This window comes from Enterobacter sp. MGH 16 (assembly GCF_000493175.1).
In the GTDB taxonomy this organism is placed as follows: Bacteria; Pseudomonadota; Gammaproteobacteria; order Enterobacterales; family Enterobacteriaceae; genus Enterobacter; species Enterobacter roggenkampii.
Map to the genome: position 1 here is coordinate 2,758,006 of NZ_KI535695.1, position 18,250 is coordinate 2,776,255.

Sequence of the window (18,250 nt, forward strand, 5' to 3'; positions counted from 1 at the left end):
TTTACCGTTTATCCGGAGAATTTAAAAACCAGGATCCCAATCTACTTCAATGGTTTGAGTAGTGAGATCGACTTTCTTGATAACCTGTCCATCGAGGAACGGGACCAACCGCTCCTTGATGCCAAATGCATCTTTCAGGTTTGCCTTAATGACGAGAACGTCATTTGACCCGGTTTCCATCATATCGATGACTTTCCCCAGGCTGTAGCCTTCAGTAGTGACTACCTGGCAACCCATAAGGTCTTTCCAGTAGTAGTCGCCCTCTTCCAGCTGTGGCAACTGCGACGAATCCACGACAATTTCACAATTAGTCAGCGCATTCGCGGCATCACGATCGTCAACGCCTTTCAGCTTGATGATGATGTCCTGATTGTGGTGACGCCAGCTTTCCAGCTCGACCTCTTCCCACTTACCGCCTTTCTGGATAAACCAGGGCTGGTAATTAAAAATGCTATCAGCGTCTTCAGTGGAGGAAAACACTCTGAGCCAACCACGGATACCGTAGCAAGAACCCATTTTTCCCAATACGATCGGTTCAACAGGTGCTTTATTGCTCATCATGACCACCGTGACAGATTAAGCTGCTTTGTTTGCTGCTTTGATCAGCGTAGCAACGCGATCGGAAACAGTAGCGCCCTGGCCAACCCAGTGAGCGATACGATCCAGATCCAGACGAGTTTCTTCTTCTGCGCCAGCGGCCAGTGGGTTGAAGAAACCAACGCGCTCGATGAAGCGACCGTTGCGTGCATTACGGCTGTCAGTCACAACAACCTGGTAGAACGGACGCTTTTTAGCGCCGTGACGTGCTAAACGAATAGTTACCATAACATCCTCTTGTGTGAATAAAACAACCGGGCCCCATCGAGGAACGGAGCCCGGGTGTCATATTAAAAGCCCGAAAATTTTACTCATTTTCGGGCAAAAAGCAATCTCAAAAGCGATTAACGCCCTGGAAAACCGGGAGGCATCATCCCTTTCATGCCGCGCATCATCTTCGCCATGCCGCCTTTCTTCATTTTCTTCATCATGCGCTGCATGTCGTCGAACTGTTTCAGAAGGCGGTTAACGTCCTGCACCTGCATGCCGCAACCGGCTGCGATACGGCGTTTACGGGAACCTTTGATGATGTCCGGGTTAGCGCGCTCTTTCAGCGTCATCGAGTTGATGATCGCCTCCATACGCACCAGCACCTTGTCATCCATCTGCGCTTTCACGTTGTCTGGGATCTGGCCCATGCCCGGCAGTTTGCCCATCAGGCTGGCCATGCCGCCCATGTTTTTCATCTGACGCAGCTGCTCAAGGAAGTCGGTGAGATCGAAACCGTCCCCTTTTTTCAGCTTGCTGGCCAGCTTCTCGGCCTGCGCGCGGTCAACCTTGCTCTCGATATCTTCGATCAGCGACAGCACGTCGCCCATGCCGAGGATACGGGAGGCAATACGATCCGGGTGGAACGGCTCCAGCGCTTCAGTTTTTTCGCCCACGCCGAGGAATTTGATCGGCTTACCGGTGATATGACGAATAGAAAGCGCCGCACCGCCGCGGGCGTCACCGTCCACTTTAGTCAGCACCACGCCGGTTAACGGCAGCGCTTCGTTAAACGCTTTCGCGGTATTCGCCGCATCCTGACCGGTCATGGCGTCGACGACAAACAGGGTCTCTACCGGGTTGATAGAGGCATGCACCTGCTTGATCTCGTCCATCATCGCTTCATCAACGTGCAGACGACCGGCGGTATCCACCAGCAGCACGTCGTAGAATTTCAGCTTCGCCTCTTTCAGCGCGGCGTTAACGATGTCGACAGGCTTCTGCGCCACGTCGGACGGGAAGAAATCCACGCCAACCTGCTCTGCCAGGGTTTCCAGCTGCTTGATCGCCGCCGGGCGATAGACGTCCGCAGAGACCACCAGCACTTTCTTCTTGTGCTTTTCGCGCAGGAATTTACCCAGCTTACCGACGCTGGTGGTTTTACCCGCACCCTGCAGGCCCGCCATCAGCACCACGGCCGGTGGCTGAGCGGCCAGGTTAAGCACCTGGTTCTCTTCGCCCATCGCCGAAACCAGTTCGTTACGAACGATTTTGACGAACTCCTGACCCGGGGTCAGGCTCTTGTTAACTTCATGACCAACCGCCTTCTCTTTCACGCGGTTGATAAAATCACGAACAACCGGCAACGCCACGTCTGCTTCCAGCAGCGCCATGCGCACTTCGCGCAGCGTTTCCTTGATGTTGTCTTCAGTAAGGCGTCCGCGGCCGCTGATGTTGCGCAGCGTGCGCGACAAACGATCGGTTAAATTATCAAACATTGTCTCTCGCCTGAGTAGAAACGTTGGGCCGCCATGAGCGACACATACACAGAATTTTGCCGGAGTATAACATGAAGGCGCCTTTGTTGTTATGCAACGGTTGGAGCAGGCGTCACGTAACGTTATACTGCTTCTCTTTCTTATTAAGACAACTGTCGATGCCTATATGCCTGTTTTCGCACTGATCGCCCTTGTTGCCTACTCTGTCAGCCTCGCGCTGATTATTCCCGGACTGCTGCAAAAAAACAGCGGCTGGCGGCGCATGGCTATTCTTTCGGCGGTGATCGCACTGATTAGCCACGCCTTTGCGCTGGAATCACGCATTATCCCCGGCGACGGCAGCGTGCAAAACCTGAGCGTGCTGAACGTCGGCTCGCTGGTCAGCCTGATGATCTGTACGGTAATGACCATCGTCGCGTCTAAAAATCGCGGCTGGCTGCTGCTGCCGATTGTCTACACCTTCGCGCTGATCAATCTGGCCCTCGCCACCTTTATGCCTAATGAGTTCATTACGCATCTGGAGGCGACACCGGGGATGCTGGTGCATATCGGCCTGTCGCTCTTTGCCTACGCGACGCTGATCATCGCCGCGCTTTATGCCATGCAGCTCGCCTGGATTGACTACCAGCTGAAAAACAAAAAGCTGGCGTTTAACCATGAAATGCCGCCGCTGATGGTGATTGAGCGTAAGATGTTCCACATCACCCAGGTGGGCGTGGTGCTGCTGACGCTCACGCTCTGCACCGGGCTGTTTTACATGAAGAACCTGTTCAGCGTGGAGAATATCGATAAAGCGGTGCTCTCCATCATCGCGTGGTTTGTCTATATTGTCCTGTTATGGGGCCATTATCATGAAGGCTGGCGCGGTCGTCGCGTGGTCTGGTTCAACGTCGCGGGTGCGGGCATTCTCACCCTTGCCTATTTTGGCAGCCGCTTCATACAGCAATTTGCTGGCTAAGAAACAAAGGAGTTCCCCCTGGAACACATCTCAACCACCACGCTGATCGTTATCCTGATCGTCATGGTGGTCATCTCCGCCTATTTCTCCGGCTCGGAAACCGGCATGATGACCCTGAACCGCTACCGGTTACGTCATCGTGCTAAACAGGGTAACCGCGCCGCCCGTCGCGTTGAAAAACTGCTCCGCAAGCCGGATCGCCTGATTAGCCTGGTGCTCATCGGCAACAACCTCGTCAACATTCTGGCCTCTGCGCTCGGCACCATCGTCGGGATGCGCCTGTACGGCAACGCCGGGGTCGCAATTGCCACCGGCGTACTGACGTTCGTGGTGCTGGTGTTTGCCGAAGTGCTGCCAAAAACCATCGCCGCGCTTTACCCTGAAAAGGTCGCCTATCCGAGCAGCTTCCTGCTGGCACCGCTGCAGATCCTGATGATGCCGCTGGTCTGGCTGCTGAACATGGTGACGCGCGTCCTGATGCGGATGGTGGGAATCAAAGCCGACGTCACCATCAGCAGCGCGCTCAGCAAAGAGGAGCTGCGCACTATCGTGAATGAATCCCGCTCGCAGATCTCACGGCGCAATCAGGACATGCTCCTGTCGGTGCTCGATCTGGAAAAGGTGAGCGTGAACGACATCATGGTGCCGCGTAACGAAATCGTCGGTATCGACATCAACGACGACTGGAAAGCCATCGTCCGCCAGCTGACGCACTCCCCGCACGGGCGCATCGTGCTCTATCGCGACTCGCTGGATGACGCCATCAGCATGCTGCGCGTGCGCGAAGCCTATCGTCTGATGACCGAGAAAAAAGAGTTCACCAAAGAGGTGATGCTGCGCGCCGCCGACGAAATTTATTACGTGCCGGAAGGAACGCCGCTCAGCACGCAGCTGGTGAAATTCCAGCGCAACAAGAAGAAGGTCGGCCTGGTGGTCAATGAGTACGGCGATATCCAGGGGCTGGTGACGGTCGAAGATATTCTGGAAGAGATTGTCGGGGACTTTACCACCTCAATGTCGCCTTCCCTCGCGGAAGAGGTCACCCCGCAAAACGACGGATCGGTGCTGATTGACGGAAGCGCGAACATTCGTGAACTCAACAAAGCCTTTAACTGGCATTTGCCGGAAGATGAGGCTCGCACCATTAACGGGATGATTCTGGAAGCGTTGGAAGAGATCCCGGCCGCGGGCACGCGGGTGCGCATTGAGCAGTACGATATTGATATCCTGGACGTGCAGGACAATATGATCAAGCAGGTGAAAGTCCTGCCCGTTAAACCCCTGCGCGAAAGTATCGCGGAGTAAGGTTGTAGGCCGGGTAAGGCGAACGCCGCTACCCGGCACTACGGATAGCGAATTACGCTTTCGCTTTCGCCACGGTCACCATCGCCGCGCGGATGGTACGGCCGTTCAGGGTATAGCCTTTCTGCATCACGCCCAGCACTTTACCGGCTTCAATCTCTTCAGATTCAACCATCGCAATGGCCTGGTGAACGTTTGGATCCAGCGGAACGTCGGTATCGGCAATCACTTCCACGCCAAACTTACGCACCACGTCGAGCATGGATTTCAGCGTCAGTTCGATACCTTCGATCATCGCCGCGTTGTCCGGATTCGCTTTGTCAGCCACTTCCAGCGCACGATCGAGGCTATCGATCACCGGCAGCAGTTCGTTGACGAATTTCTCCAGCGCGAACTTGTGCGCCTTCTCAACGTCCTGCTCGGTACGACGACGCAGGTTTTCCATTTCCGCCTTGATGCGCAGAACACTGTCGCGTTCGCGATTCTGTGCTTCTACCAGCTGGGCTTCCAGATTCGCAATTTTTTCATCGCGCGGGTCCACCTGCTCAGCAGATGCGTCTGGCTCTACAGCCTCAACTTCATCGTGCTGTTCCGTGATAATTTCTTCAGGGGCTTGCCCCTCAGGCGTTTTCTGTTCTTTACTACTCATGAATTTCTCCGCGTTTTTCTGCATTCATCTCGCTAACTTCGCTTATTATGGGGATCAGTTTCCGGGATTCAAGGGAACAAGACAGATTGTCATCATTCATCAGGCACAAGGACCTCCAGAAAATGAATAATCATTTCAGGTGTATTGGGATCGTCGGGCATCCGCGTCACCCTACCGCACTAACGACACATGAAATGTTGTATCGCTGGTTGTGTAGCAAAGGCTATGAAGTGATGGTCGAGCAGCAGATTGCCCAGGAACTGCAGCTGAAGAGCGTCAAAACCGGCACGCTGGCGGAAATTGGCCAACAGGCCGATCTCGCCGTGGTGGTGGGCGGCGACGGCAACATGCTCGGCGCGGCCCGCACGCTGGCGCGTTATGACATCAAGGTCATCGGCATCAACCGTGGCAATCTCGGTTTTTTAACCGACCTCGACCCGGACAATGCGCAGCAGCAGCTGGCCGACGTGCTGGAAGGCCACTATATCAGTGAAAAACGCTTTTTACTGGAAGCGCAGGTGTGCCAGCAGGACTGCCAGAAACGCATCAGCACCGCCATTAACGAGGTTGTCCTTCACCCTGGCAAAGTGGCGCACATGATCGAGTTCGAAGTCTATATCGACGAGATCTTTGCCTTCTCCCAGCGTTCTGACGGGCTGATTATCTCCACCCCGACCGGCTCAACCGCCTACTCGCTTTCTGCCGGCGGCCCGATCCTGACGCCCTCATTGGATGCCATTACCCTGGTGCCGATGTTCCCGCACACGCTCTCCGCCCGCCCGCTGGTGATCAACGGCGACAGCACGATCCGTCTGCGCTTCTCGCACCGCCGTAACGACCTGGAGATCAGCTGCGACAGCCAGATAGCGCTGCCTATCCAGGAAGGTGAAGATGTGCTTATTCGCCGGTGTGATTACCACCTGAATTTGATACATCCAAAAGATTACAGCTATTTCAACACATTAAGCTCGAAGCTTGGCTGGTCAAAAAAATTGTTCTGATTTTGCATCCAGGACTTTACTGTATATAAAACCAGTTTATACTGTATGAAAACACAGTTATGGTTTTTCATACAGGAAAACAATTATGCTGGCACAACTGACCATCAGCAACTTTGCCATTGTTCGTGAGCTTGAGATCGATTTCCACAGCGGCATGACGGCGATCACCGGGGAAACCGGTGCGGGTAAATCCATTGCCATTGATGCCCTCGGCTTGTGCCTTGGCGGCCGCGCTGAGGGCGACATGGTGCGCATGGGCGCAAACCGTGCCGACCTGTGCGCCCGTTTCTCCCTGAAAGACACCCCTGCCGCCCAGCGCTGGCTGGAGCAGAATCAGCTTGAAGATGGACGTGAGTGTTTACTTCGCCGCGTTATTAGCAGCGACGGTCGCTCACGCGGCTTTATCAACGGCACGGCGGTCCCGCTCTCCCAGCTCCGTGAACTCGGCCAGTTGCTTATCCAGATCCACGGTCAGCACGCGCATCAGCAACTCGTTAAACCCGAACAGCAGAAAGCGCTGCTGGATGGCTATGCGGGTGAATACGCGCTTACTCAGCTTATGGCAGAGCACTATCGCCAGTGGCATCAGAGCTGCCGTGAACTTGCCCAGCACCAGCAGCAAAGCCAGGAGCGCGCCGCCCGTGCGGAGCTGCTGGAATACCAGCTTAAAGAGCTGAACGAATTCAACCCGCAGCCGGGTGAGTTTGAGCAAATCGACGAAGAGTACAAGCGCCTGGCGAACAGCGGTCACTTGCTCTCAACCAGCCAGAATGCGCTCAACCTGCTGGCGGATGGCGAAGACGTGAACCTGCAGAGCCAGCTTTATAACGTCCGTCAGCTGCTTACCGAACTGGTCGGCATGGACAGCAAACTGTCTGGCGTCCTGGATATGCTGGAAGAGGCGGCCATTCAGATCTCTGAAGCCGGTGACGAACTTCGCCACTACTGTGAGCGTCTGGATCTCGACCCGAACCGTCTTTTTGAGCTGGAGCAGCGTATCTCCCGTCAGATCTCGCTGGCGCGCAAGCACCACGTTACGCCGGAAGAGCTGCCGGGCTACTATCAGTCTCTGCTGGACGAGCAGCAGCAGCTTGACGATCAGGCTGACTCGCAGGAGACCCTCTCTCTGGCGGTGAGCCTGCACCATGAACAGGCGCTGGCGACAGCGCAAAAGCTGCATGAAATTCGTCAGCACTATGCTCAGGAGTTAAGCCAGCACATTACCGACAGCATGCACACGCTGGCGATGCCGCACGGCGTCTTCACCATTGACGTTCGCTTTGAAGAGAACCACCTGACGGCGGAAGGTGCGGATCGCATCGAATTCCGCGTCACCACCAACCCGGGGCAGCCGCTGCAGGCGATCTCCAAAGTGGCCTCAGGCGGTGAACTGTCGCGTATTGCGCTGGCGATTCAGGTGATCACCGCGCGTAAAATGGACACCCCAGCGCTGATTTTCGATGAAGTGGATGTCGGCATCAGCGGCCCGACGGCGGCGGTGGTGGGTAAACTGCTGCGCCAGCTCGGCGAATCCACGCAGGTGATGTGTGTCACCCACCTGCCACAGGTCGCGGGCTGCGGTCATCATCACTTTATTGTCAGCAAAGAAACCGACGGCGAAATGACCGAAACGCACATGAAGCCGCTGGATAAACGTGCGCGTCTGCAGGAGCTGGCACGCCTGCTCGGCGGCAGCGAAGTCACGCGTAACACGCTCGCGAACGCGAAAGAACTGCTGGCGGCATAAACTTTTTCGGGATCTCAGGGTCATACAGAACAACAAAAACGCCGCCAGACCGGTTTCAAAGTGGGGCAAGGTCTATTATCATCGGCATATTACATATGAGCCGCGTTCTGCTCGGGCCCGAAAAGGAATCAAATCACTATGCGTTGTAAAATGCTGACCGCTGCCGCAGCGGTTCTTCTGATGTTGACCGCAGGCTGTTCCACTCTGGAGAAAGTGGTTTACCGTCCTGACATCAACCAGGGGAACTACCTTACCCCTAACGATGTGTCCAAAATCCGCGTGGGGATGACACAACAGCAGGTCGCTTATGCACTGGGAACCCCGATGATGTCCGATCCGTTCGGCACTAACACCTGGTTCTATGTATTCCGTCAGAAGCCGGGCCATGAAGATGCGACCCAGCAGACCCTGACGCTGACCTTCAGCAGCGCCGGTGTGTTGACCAACATCGACAACAAGCCTGCCCTGACTAAATAATCCGGTGTCAGAAATGCAAAAAGGTGCTCATTGAGCACCTTTTTTGTATCTGAGTTCTTACGAAGAATCGTAGCCCCGGTAAGCGCAGCGCCATCGGAGAAGAAAGCGCTACTTGCTGGCCTTCTCCGCGCGCTGACGACGCAGCTCTTTCGGGTCGGCAATCAGCGGACGATAAATCTCCACCCGGTCGCCCTCTTTCAGCACATCGCCAAGCTTCACCGGACGGCTATAAATCCCGACCTTGTTCTTCGCCAGGTCGATATCGCTGCGAAGTTCGAGGATGCCGGAAGCACGGATGGCCGCCTCAACGGTCGCCCCCTCCTCCAGCGTCACGCGCTGCAGATACTGCTTCTCCGGCAACGCATAAACCACTTCTACAGCAATCTTATGCGACACTGTAAACCTCTTTGGCGCGGGTGGTGAACGCCTGAACCATATTCGATGCCAGCTCTTTAAAGATGCGGCCAAACGCCAGCTCAATCAGCTTATTGGTAAACTCGAAGTCCAGATGGAACTCAATGCGGCAGGCGTCAGCGCTCAGCGGCGTAAACTTCCAGCCCCCCATCAGGGTCTTAAACGGACCATCCACCAGATGCATCAAAATACTCTGATTGCTCGTCAGCGTATTACGGGTGGTGAACGTCTTGCTGATCCCCGCTTTGGAGACATCCACCGCCGCGGTCATCTGCGTCGGGCCGGATTCCAGAACGCGGCTCCCGGTGCATCCCGGAATAAATTCTGGATAAGACTGAACATCGTTCACTAACTGATACATTTGTTCCGCGCTGTAAGGCACAAGCGCAGTACGGCTAATCTGAGGCATAGCATTTCCCATGGTCACACAACGGACAAATAATAACATTTATCACCTGTTAAAAAAACGCTAAGCCTCATCTCGTGCTAAGATAGCGCGTTAGACCTCACAGGACGCAATGAGGTGACTTTTTGAAATCAGATTACCGACGGCTTTACGACACTTATGACGAAGAAAAAAGCACATAAACCAGGCTCGGCGACCATTGCGCTCAACAAGCGTGCTCGCCACGAGTATTTCATTGAAGAAGAATTCGAAGCTGGCCTTGCGTTGCAGGGCTGGGAAGTAAAATCGCTGCGCGCCGGGAAAGCCAACATTGGCGATAGCTACGTGATCCTGAAAGATGGCGAAGCCTTCCTGTTCGGCGCGAACTTTACGCCGCTGACCGTCGCCTCTTCACACTATGTGTGTGACCCTACGCGCACGCGCAAATTGCTGCTGAACAAACGTGAGCTGGAATCCCTCTACGGACGCATCAACCGCGAAGGTTTCACCGTGGTCGCCCTGTCGCTGTACTGGAAAAACGCCTGGTGCAAAGTAAAAGTTGGCGTCGCGAAGGGTAAAAAACAGCACGACAAACGTACTGACCTGAAAGAGCGCGAGTGGCAGCTGGACAAAGCGCGCATTATGAAAAACGCAGGACGTTGATTCTGCACACTTATTGTACTATTCAATAAGTTAGCGTTCCGGGCTGGTATCCAGGAAGTGAAATCTGGTATACTCAGTTCAACACTATTGGGGCTGATTCTGGATTCGACGGGATTTGCGAAACCCAAGGTGCATGCCGAGGGGCGGTTTGCCTCGTTAAAAGCCGCAAAAAAATAGTCGCAAACGACGAAAACTACGCTTTAGCAGCTTAATAACCTGCTCTGAGCCCTCTCTCCCTAGCTTCCGCTCTTAAGACGGGGATCAAAGAGAGGTCAAACCCAAAAGAGATCGCGTGGAAGCCCTGCCTGGGGTTGAAGCGTTAAAACTAATCAGGCTAGTTCGTTAGTGGCGTGTCTGTCCGCAGCTGGCGTGCGAATGTAAAGACAAACTAAGCATGTAGTACCGAGGATGTAGAAATTTCGGACGCGGGTTCAACTCCCGCCAGCTCCACCACTTTTGATAGGACTGCAACCGGGCAGCGGCAATAAAAACAGCCACTTATGGACTCTGACCAGACAGAGCGCAGACCGAGATAAGACAAAAAAATGCACGTGAAATGCACGTGCACTTTAACAGAACCCCAGATCTCACGGTCTGGGGTTTTTCTATTTGTAACTAAGAGTAACAAAAACACTTCTCTTCCTCGCGCTGCGCTCGCCTTGACACTGTTTATTTTTACAGTAAAAATACTGTATACAACCACAGTGGTTTTCCGGAGGCTTTTATGTTCGTTGAACTGGTTTATGACAAGCGTAATGTTGAGGGGCTCGAAGGGGCCAGAGGGATCATTCTGGCCGAGCTGACGAAGCGGGTGCACCAGATTTTCCCTGATGCTGAAGTGAGGGTGAAGCCAATGCAGGCGAATGGCTTGAATAGTGATGCCAGCAAAAGCGATCGGGAGAAGTTGAATCGCATGCTGGAGGAAATGTTTGAAGAGTCCGATATGTGGTTGGTTCCTGACTGATTAATTTTGAACATATTTATCGCATCATTTATTGAAAAGGAACAAATAAACCTTAAAAAATGGTGTACTTTCCTCCATTTAGTTGTTTTTAAACATCCTCTGTATCGTTCTTGTTTGAGATGGTAGTATAAGCCAACGTAAGTCATACAACTTTTCGGTAAGAATTATGGTAGATTTTTTTGTACGATTGGCAGCTCTCATCTCTTTTATAACTCTCGTATCAGGTAGGAGTCTGCAGAGTCCTACATTGTTGATCATGGAGATAGCTATGATAGCGATATGGTTTATTCAGGATTTTAAATATTTTAAGCGTTTTTTATAAAATAAAAACTTGTTAAATGTATAAAATATAAACTAGATATAATAAAACTTGCTATACTCAATACAATTAATTAGTTTGCAATAATTAATATAGGGAGAGTAGTAATGCCTCATAATTTCTTAACAGGTGATATAAGTGACAAATAAAATAAATTACTTAATTGTGGCATGTTTAGCATTTGTGGTATGTCACTTGTCATGGAATACTTATTTAATAAATACCGGAGACTTTGACCGTGTAGTTTTACCTTTTATGGAAGGTGTAAAAGCTTTTTCGAAGAACATATCTTTCACATATAAACTCAAGGACTCATTCGATCCGATTTCTTCATACGATTATAAAAGTTCGTACAGTTACATTCTTTATGCTTACGCAGGGATAGTATCTTTATTCACTGATAAATTCGATATTCATGTTTTTGGGACATTGCTGAAAGTTGCTTACATATTCTCCTTATACTTACTTTTCTCTAATTTCACAAAAAAAAAGGGGGTTATTTATACAGCACTGTTTATTCTCACATCAATCTTCCTTTACTCTTCATCAAATGTTGCTTTTTTCAATTCTTTCTATCAAGAGCAAGTTCTTTTAATCTGCCTCCCGTTAATATGCTCATATGCATTTAGAAATGACAATAAAGCATTGATAATTACAACCATAGCCATGGTTATAATAGCTACATCAAAAAGTCAGTTTTTCTATGCGCCTTTAATTGTTTTCTCCATGTATGCTATATTCAATCGCCAACGAATTGCAATAAAATCACTATGTTGCATGTTCTCTCTTATACTATCTATAATTTGTGTTTTGGGTTCGAGCTCAGCAACATCATTTAACAAATATCATGCTAATTTCTTTGGTGTTTATGTATTTGCTAAAAGCAACGATCTGACTATCCCAGATAGTGTGGATACTGATTGCATTGGCATTGATGCTTGGGGCAATAAATTCAGTAAAAAAGACGGAGCTGAGCGAACGGATATAGGAATGAAATGTTTCGACAGAAATACCAGCTATGGCTTCAAGGAAGTTTTGAATTGGATAAAAGAAAACCCATCATTTATCTATAAAGTTCCATATGATGATGGAATTAAAACGCAATTAACAGAGAATTATTTCCATGTATTTAAAAACCTTAAGTTAATTGTTAATAATGAATGGCCTTTATCATCAATTACTGAAGCAAAGGATAAACTCTTTGAAAAGAGCAAGTTCACCATACTTTTAATAGTAATGCTCATTTCACTCACCTCCTTCAGGAATAGCCGAGCTGGAATATTTTTCTTTTTATCATCATTTGGTGTATCACAAATGTACGTTGCATTTTTAGGCGAGGGCTATCGAGATTTAGACAAGCATCTCTTTGGTATGAATATAGCGTTTGATCTTGTTGCATTCATCCTCGCAGCAATTTCAGTCGTGTGGTTAGTACAGGTAACAATTAAAATAAAAGCAAAAGAGAAACCCATCACAACATATCAATAATATATACCTAGCGTTGAGGTCTGTGATAGATTGCAGACCTCAAACTATTACTACTGCAGGACAACTTGTTTTAAATTGCTGGCTTAGTAGGCCAAATGAAAATTGGCGCATTGGAGATATCGACTGCCTTCACTGCTTTGATGTACATCATCCAGGCCGTTAACTTTGCTTTGTCGTCATCGTCAATAATGCCCAGGGACAATTCCGTGCGCCAGTCGGCGGTTACCTCATTTGCCTTTGCGAGAAGAGTTTGTCTCTTCCGTTCTGCAAGAGCGATCTGTTCTTCGGTTGTCAGTTGGGGAGCATCTGTCCACTCAGGCAATCTGTCGGCAGAAATCCCCCTTATCTTTCCATCTGGAGGCATTGCTGAATATTCCGCAAAAACAGAGTCTGCAACGGGTATTAACTCATCAATATCCCAGCCAGCATTGCGGTAGTCTTCAACCATTCTTTCTGGGATGAATGCGTTTTTAGATGGCGACCATAAATAGTTCTTCATTTCAGTATCCTATTGCCATATAACGAACCCCAACCTGACCGGCAGTGCTGGACTGCACGCCATTAACGTAGCAGGCAGTTGTCACTGCTGTAGTACCCGGATTACCAATCATTGTTAATGTAAAGTTATTGGCTGTTACCCCCACAAATGCGCTTGCATAGGCTTGCAGGCAGGCATTAGGGAATGCAATCGGGTATGTCCAGGGAGCAAATCCCCCAGAGTTTGATAGAACTTGTGCCCACTGAATAATCAGACCGCTGGGCAGCTTTTGCCAGCCATTACCCGACAACGACGCTGCAAAGCTGGACATATCAGGCAGCTGATTATTGCCAGTACCGACACCACGTTTTGCCGCCTCCCCCAAACCAAGGTATGTGAGAAGGTTCGCCACGGTTGTCTGACCGATGACGTCCCGACCGATCTGCGTGAGGTCAGTTTGTGCTGCACTATCTGTCCCAGTGAAATACGGAAGCTTATTTACCCCTGTAGCGAGGCCGGCAAGTGCAGTCAGTGTGGCGTCAAGCGCCTGGAAGTCCTTACCGAACGCGGTGGACATCTTCGAGATAAATCCTGCAACATCCCCATCATCAAGCACATCCAGCCCGCTTTTGTTGGCGGTGTACTGCGCCAGCGCAGCGGCGATAAAGCTGGCCTGACGAAATGCTTTGTTCATTTGCGAGCTTTTGGCTACGCCAGCCTGAAAGCCCCCTGAGAGAGCGGCAAGAGCTTCCCATTCAGCCTGTGGTGTAACGTTGGCGCCAGCGCCTGTAGCAAAAGGTTTAAAATCGTTTATAGCCATCAGAGTAATTTCCCCCATGCGCCTTCATCAAATCCGGCGATGTATTCGTTTTCTATGTCAAAACCGAAAAATCGGTTACCTTCTGACGGAGTCTCTACCGCCGGGGTTTCTATGCTTCCTCCCCATACGCCAGCAGCTTTCACCGTCAGGTAGCCCTGGCGAATTGCTGCGATTAGTTCTAGAGACACGTCAGAAATATCAGTCTCTGGAAAAACCCAGACCGAGATCGTCATGTCCTGGTTGTCTACGATTTGCATCTTCAGGCCAGAACCTTCAGTTGCAGCGTCGAGGATGGGAGGCAGCGAATCATTCCGGCCGTCCCAGTTGTTGATAGCGATTTTCGCTTTAAGAACGATGCGATAAGTTTCATCGCTCAACGTGGTGTAGCCTGAATCGGGGTCATACGGGCCTTGCCATATCCCCTGATCGAACCCGAGCCCGTCAGTGTCCAGGCTGAAATAAACGCCGCTTATCGGCTGGCTTACTATGCGACTGCGACCAATCCAGAGGCCGAGCGTATCGAGCTGGACGCCGACGGCCGTATCAATGTCGAAAGCGGTTACCAGTCCCCGGGTGGCGGTAGTGATATCAATCAGTGGCCGCGTGCTCAGGTCGACGTGATCAAAAAATTTCGGCTTCGTGGCGTGATAGTTGGTGATTAAGTCCGTGTACTTGCTCATGACGTCACCGTTAGAACAATGTTTTCGGGTTTACACGACGCGGATTCGTCGTAGGCGATAATGATGTTTGCCGCCGCGACGCTACCGGCTGATTTGCCAATCAGCAGCTCCTGTATGTCGTAGTAGCGTGCATTGCCACCACTCACTACGCCGAGGTTAGCCGGAGAGTAAATCCTGCTCAGCAGCACATCGTCGCCGATCGTCAGCCCGTTGATGTAATCCGCGACGGCCTGCTGAATCTGTACGCCAATTTGCGACGTGTAGCCCGTGAAGGCTTTCAGGGTAATATGCCCGTAAATCGGGACATCAGTAGACCGCGAGAAGCTGATCACGTGTGGGTTGCCGTAGGTGTCCGGTACCGTGACAGAGGTTGTCCCGTAAGTTGCCGTTCCCTGCCCTTTGTTACCCCGGATTGTTTGGGCTATCTCGGTAACATCACCTCCATCAACTATGGCGGAAATGGAATGAGGCGGCAGCCCGTTGCTGTCGGTTGCACCAGTATCATTCTCGTAGAGCTTGTGACGCGTCACGCCTGCAACGTTAGCGATTGCACCGTCGACACCTTCAAACGGTGTGAGGGATGGCAGCGCTACGCTTTGCCCCTGCCTGATGCGCAGCTCTGCGTCGGTTTCCGCCGGTGCGCCTACGGTGGCCGCCGCCGGGTTGGTTACTGAAGCCCAGCCACGGGTAGGTGTGTTGATAGTGGTGATCGTCCCGGCCAGCGCCGCAACCGCTCCGCTGTTTGAGCAGGTTGCAGTTACCGTCACGGTACCGCCGACACCGATCGTCACTGAGGCAGGAAGCCGCCAGATCACGTTATTCGTGTCTTTCACGGTACCGTTTGTGATGGATGTCCCGGGAGTTCCGGCCAGAACTAGATCTACGGTAGAGTTCGTCTCCCCCCGGCGCGCGATACCGTTAATTTTTACGTTACTGGTCAGCGCGGCCCCGTAACTTGTTGCAGGTGAGAAGCAGTTATAAACGGAGATGGCCGTGTTGTTGGCATCGTGAATAGCCAGCGCCACCAGCGCCACCATCTGGCCGTCTTTGCTGTCCGTCTCCAGATAAGCGTCACTGCCATAAATCTGCTGGAAATAGCTCGTCAGGGTATCGAGTATCGTCTGGTAATCAGGCGCACTGATCCCCTCAGCGGTTACCGTTGCCGATAAGCCGAGTGTGTCCAAATTGAGGGCCATTTATGCCTCGCTGGTTACTGTCGTTGTTCCGTAGATGGTGTCGATTTCAGCGAAGAACTGGACGCGGCGCGTCGTAGTATTCACTGTCGTATTGAAAGAGAGGATGGATTTAACACCCCGCGTCTCGAGGATGCGCTTACGGATCGCCAGGTTGTATGTTTCCGGCTTCTGCTTACCGAGTACGGACTGAATCCACGGTGTCCCCTCTGTAGTGTCGAGAAACCATTGCCCATACCACAATTCGAAGCGCGTTTTCACGGCCTGCGCCACGGCCTCAGGTGAGTTAATCAGCCAAGTATCATCGCCGCTGCCAAAGGTGTAATCACCGTCGGCATCTTCACGTCTGTATCGCATCAGTTCACCCCGTCTGTGTTGCTGGTGCCGTGCTGCACGCCGCCGTGAGTGTGCGTATCATCGATTGTCTTGCCGTTAGCTTTAACGGTACCGATAAACTCGACAGCGCCGGTGATTTTGGATGCAACGCCAGAAGCAACAGAACCCACCATTCCACCCAGCCAGGACAGGAGCCCGTGAATGGTAACTTTCGCCGAGAAGTCGGCCTGCGGGGTAACTACATCCAGACCGCCAGGCGCTACGATTTTAATTTTCTGCGTAGTGGGGTTGAGCTCAAAGAACGTGCTTCCGTCGTCGCTGCGCAACTGAGCGGCCCCCGTGCTGATTCCGCTGATTTTCTGCGCCTGAGACTGCGGCCCGACGATACAGAACGCATCCGATAAATCATGCACCCGGTCGTCGACAGGCTCCTGCACCCCGCCGTTCTGCCACCAGAAATCGATGCAGCGATCGGCGAAAATCACCAGGCATTCATCGCCGGCTTTAACAGGGAACGTCAGCGTGCATCCCCCGCCGCGCGGAAATACCACCGGCACATCCACCAGAAGCGGGTAATTTTTGGTAATGCGATTCCCTTCGTTATCCGTTTCAACCGAACGGATAGCAGGCTGCACAACCGCCGTCACCGCGTCAGTATCGAATGACTGGACGATGCCAGGCAAAGCGACGCGGATCTGGTTCTTTGTTGTGTCCCGCTCAGATTTGAATGTTTCGGCAAGGTCGCCGCTGCGGGTCTGGTCAGATACTGCCATTTTGTAGGCTCCAGAAAGCAAAAAACCCGCCGGGTGGCGGGTTCGATAGATTTAATTTTATTACGGTACTAACTTCATCAGTTCTTTAGCATTGCTTATAGCAGCATCTTTATCGTCTTGTGTGATAGTCGAATCCAACGAGTAATCTGCCTTTGCCCGAAGCTGCTTAGTTAATTTCAATAAACCAGCAATTTCATATTGCTTAGGTGGTTTCATCCCACCGTTCAATTTTGCGCAACCATTTGAGTTAAAGGTGTGTATTAGTTTCTCATGCATGCCTGAAGGACTTCCTACAAGCAAAATACCTGCAGCATTAACCCTGTCTAACACATGAAGATATCCAGCATAGTATGCTCTGCTTACCGCATTTCGTAGCTGAATTTCATCTCCAGATGCAGTGTAATCAATCGCTATATCTAAGAAATCATTAGGATTTACAGGCATTCAGCACGTCTTCCTTGTCGCTACTAACAAACAGGCCACCCAAAGCCCAATCAATCATGCCTAATGAAGCTCGTTGAGAAATCAGCTTGATATTCATGTCTGAGCACTTCTTAGAATCAGAATCCAAAACATAAATTTCTAATAGTAAAGACTGCCCATCTTCGTCAGTAACATCCAAAAGCCGTGGGGATGCATGCTGCTTTTGCTGCCAATCGAGTTGTTCCATCATCAGAGCAGAAAGTGTTCGAATAGCTTCAATTTTATTGTGCTCTTCAGCAAGTTTTGCGTAATCAAGTGCTCTATCCAAAGCTCGCCTCTCTCGCTTGTCTCGCCTTGCATCCACTAACTCATCCAACTTTTCAGCTTTCTTTAGCTCAAAATATAAATTTTTTAAAGCAGAGTAGTCGGCAGTTTGAATTGCATAAAATAAGCCGTTACGCATCATCTCCCAACTAACTATATGTCTACGAGCTCTCCTGACGACATCTAGCGCTTCCTGTGGTCCTAAGCGCCAGAACATTCCAAGCATGTAGTGGTTCCAGCTAACAGAATCGTTGGGGTCTAGATCAATAGATTTCTCAGCTAACTCCACACCATTGGCAATGTCAAAGCAGCTGAAATAAATCAATGATTGCGTCGAGTATTTTATTGATTCACTTTTAATTTCAAGGGATTGCTCTAAAGCTCTTTTAACAACGAATGAAGATACTTGCTCGTCTATCAGCAAATATGGTTTCACAAAAGACGCGATTCGATTGGAAATATCGATGTCTTTAGATTTTTGAGCGTCAGTCTTAACCACGGCTATCTCCATAAATTCCTTTTATCATGATAACCTCCTTCAACATGCCTCGCC

At 51.0% G+C, this 18,250-nt stretch carries 22 protein-coding genes and 1 other RNA gene; 9 read left to right on the plus strand and 14 right to left on the minus strand.

Annotated elements, in window-relative coordinates:
* Positions 1 to 21 precede the first annotated feature (21 nt).
* The 3 genes from rimM to ffh form a co-directional block, all read right to left on the minus strand.
* The gene (gene rimM / locus L362_RS09985) at positions 22 to 561 is read right to left on the minus strand and encodes a ribosome maturation factor RimM (RefSeq protein WP_021241995.1); all 540 of its coding nucleotides are present in this window, start codon (positions 559 to 561) and stop codon (positions 22 to 24) included.
* Between the two features lie 15 nt (positions 562 to 576).
* Positions 577 to 825 (minus strand): 30S ribosomal protein S16, encoded by a 249-nt coding sequence (rpsP, locus tag L362_RS09980; RefSeq protein WP_003863133.1) that lies wholly within the window; start codon positions 823 to 825, stop codon positions 577 to 579.
* A 116-nt stretch (positions 826 to 941) separates the two neighbouring features.
* Positions 942 to 2,303 (minus strand): signal recognition particle protein, encoded by a 1,362-nt coding sequence (ffh, locus tag L362_RS09975; protein WP_008502496.1) that lies wholly within the window; start codon positions 2,301 to 2,303, stop codon positions 942 to 944.
* Positions 2,304 to 2,469: 166 nt separating this feature from the next.
* Between ffh and L362_RS09970 the strand changes: the two genes are divergently transcribed.
* Together L362_RS09970 and L362_RS09965 are read left to right on the plus strand one after the other, a co-directional pair.
* Entirely contained in the window at positions 2,470 to 3,261 is a 792-nt protein-coding gene (locus L362_RS09970; protein WP_032623031.1) for a cytochrome C assembly family protein, read from the plus strand.
* A gap of 18 nt (positions 3,262 to 3,279) precedes the next feature.
* Positions 3,280 to 4,566 carry an HlyC/CorC family transporter gene (locus L362_RS09965; protein ID WP_025759264.1) on the plus strand — a complete coding sequence of 429 codons (1,287 nt, stop codon included), beginning with the start codon at positions 3,280 to 3,282 and terminating at the stop codon, positions 4,564 to 4,566.
* 52 nt (positions 4,567 to 4,618) lie between these two features.
* Here L362_RS09965 and grpE read toward each other — a convergent pair whose 3' ends face one another.
* Positions 4,619 to 5,212: a nucleotide exchange factor GrpE gene (grpE, locus tag L362_RS09960; RefSeq protein ID WP_008502499.1), complete on the minus strand. Its 594-nt coding sequence runs from the start codon at positions 5,210 to 5,212 to the stop codon at positions 4,619 to 4,621.
* Between the two features lie 122 nt (positions 5,213 to 5,334).
* Here grpE and nadK point away from each other — a divergent pair, with 122 nt between their 5' ends.
* From nadK to bamE, 3 genes are all read left to right on the plus strand, one after another.
* The gene (nadK, locus tag L362_RS09955) at positions 5,335 to 6,213 is read left to right on the plus strand and encodes an NAD(+) kinase (protein WP_008502500.1); all 879 of its coding nucleotides are present in this window, start codon (positions 5,335 to 5,337) and stop codon (positions 6,211 to 6,213) included.
* 85 nt (positions 6,214 to 6,298) lie between these two features.
* Positions 6,299 to 7,960: a DNA repair protein RecN gene (recN, locus tag L362_RS09950; protein WP_023325902.1), complete on the plus strand. Its 1,662-nt coding sequence runs from the start codon at positions 6,299 to 6,301 to the stop codon at positions 7,958 to 7,960.
* A gap of 138 nt (positions 7,961 to 8,098) precedes the next feature.
* Positions 8,099 to 8,437: an outer membrane protein assembly factor BamE gene (gene bamE / locus L362_RS09945; protein ID WP_008502502.1), complete on the plus strand. Its 339-nt coding sequence runs from the start codon at positions 8,099 to 8,101 to the stop codon at positions 8,435 to 8,437.
* 108 nt (positions 8,438 to 8,545) lie between these two features.
* On the opposite strand, the gene L362_RS09940 is transcribed toward bamE, so the two are convergent.
* Together L362_RS09940 and L362_RS09935 are read right to left on the minus strand one after the other, a co-directional pair.
* Positions 8,546 to 8,833: an RnfH family protein gene (locus tag L362_RS09940; RefSeq protein WP_008502503.1), complete on the minus strand. Its 288-nt coding sequence runs from the start codon at positions 8,831 to 8,833 to the stop codon at positions 8,546 to 8,548.
* Complete coding sequence (locus L362_RS09935; RefSeq protein ID WP_014832955.1) at positions 8,823 to 9,260, minus strand: type II toxin-antitoxin system RatA family toxin; 438 nt, start codon at positions 9,258 to 9,260, stop codon at positions 8,823 to 8,825. The genes L362_RS09940 and L362_RS09935 overlap by 11 nt, the downstream gene beginning before the upstream one ends.
* A gap of 156 nt (positions 9,261 to 9,416) precedes the next feature.
* Between L362_RS09935 and smpB the strand changes: the two genes are divergently transcribed.
* The 4 genes from smpB to L362_RS09920 all read left to right on the plus strand — a co-directional run bounded on the left by smpB (position 9,417) and on the right by L362_RS09920 (position 12,670).
* Positions 9,417 to 9,899 (plus strand): SsrA-binding protein SmpB, encoded by a 483-nt coding sequence (gene smpB, locus L362_RS09930; protein WP_008502505.1) that lies wholly within the window; start codon positions 9,417 to 9,419, stop codon positions 9,897 to 9,899.
* Positions 9,900 to 9,988: 89 nt separating this feature from the next.
* Positions 9,989 to 10,352: a transfer-messenger RNA gene (gene ssrA, locus L362_RS23960) on the plus strand.
* A gap of 271 nt (positions 10,353 to 10,623) precedes the next feature.
* Complete coding sequence (locus L362_RS09925; protein WP_023344712.1) at positions 10,624 to 10,863, plus strand: DinI family protein; 240 nt, start codon at positions 10,624 to 10,626, stop codon at positions 10,861 to 10,863.
* A gap of 457 nt (positions 10,864 to 11,320) precedes the next feature.
* A complete protein-coding gene (locus L362_RS09920; protein ID WP_023344713.1) occupies positions 11,321 to 12,670 on the plus strand; it encodes a hypothetical protein in 1,350 nt (449 codons plus the stop codon).
* Positions 12,671 to 12,740: 70 nt separating this feature from the next.
* On the opposite strand, the gene L362_RS09915 is transcribed toward L362_RS09920, so the two are convergent.
* From L362_RS09915 to L362_RS09890, 8 genes are read right to left on the minus strand one after another with little or no spacing between them, the layout of a single operon-like run.
* Positions 12,741 to 13,169, minus strand: coding sequence for a tail fiber assembly protein (locus L362_RS09915; protein WP_023344714.1), 429 nt, complete (start codon positions 13,167 to 13,169; stop codon positions 12,741 to 12,743).
* 1 nt (position 13,170) lies between these two features.
* Complete coding sequence (locus L362_RS24950; protein WP_023344715.1) at positions 13,171 to 13,968, minus strand: gp53-like domain-containing protein; 798 nt, start codon at positions 13,966 to 13,968, stop codon at positions 13,171 to 13,173.
* The gene (locus tag L362_RS09910) at positions 13,968 to 14,648 is read right to left on the minus strand and encodes a baseplate wedge 1 family protein (RefSeq protein ID WP_023344716.1); all 681 of its coding nucleotides are present in this window, start codon (positions 14,646 to 14,648) and stop codon (positions 13,968 to 13,970) included. The genes L362_RS24950 and L362_RS09910 overlap by 1 nt, the downstream gene beginning before the upstream one ends.
* Positions 14,645 to 15,844: a baseplate J/gp47 family protein gene (locus tag L362_RS09905; RefSeq protein WP_023344717.1), complete on the minus strand. Its 1,200-nt coding sequence runs from the start codon at positions 15,842 to 15,844 to the stop codon at positions 14,645 to 14,647. Before L362_RS09905 ends, L362_RS09910 begins: the two co-directional genes overlap by 4 nt.
* A complete protein-coding gene (locus L362_RS09900; RefSeq protein ID WP_023325694.1) occupies positions 15,845 to 16,198 on the minus strand; it encodes a contractile injection system sheath initiator in 354 nt (117 codons plus the stop codon). It abuts the gene before it with no gap.
* Positions 16,198 to 16,950, minus strand: a complete 753-nt coding sequence (locus tag L362_RS09895) for a Gp138 family membrane-puncturing spike protein (protein ID WP_023344718.1) — start codon at positions 16,948 to 16,950, stop codon at positions 16,198 to 16,200. Before L362_RS09895 ends, L362_RS09900 begins: the two co-directional genes overlap by 1 nt.
* 60 nt (positions 16,951 to 17,010) lie before the next feature.
* On the minus strand, positions 17,011 to 17,394 hold the full coding sequence (locus L362_RS0123085) for a hypothetical protein (RefSeq protein ID WP_032637835.1): 384 nt from the start codon (positions 17,392 to 17,394) through the stop codon (positions 17,011 to 17,013).
* Complete coding sequence (locus tag L362_RS09890; protein ID WP_155249608.1) at positions 17,378 to 18,196, minus strand: hypothetical protein; 819 nt, start codon at positions 18,194 to 18,196, stop codon at positions 17,378 to 17,380. The genes L362_RS0123085 and L362_RS09890 overlap by 17 nt, the downstream gene beginning before the upstream one ends.
* Positions 18,197 to 18,250 lie beyond the last annotated feature (54 nt).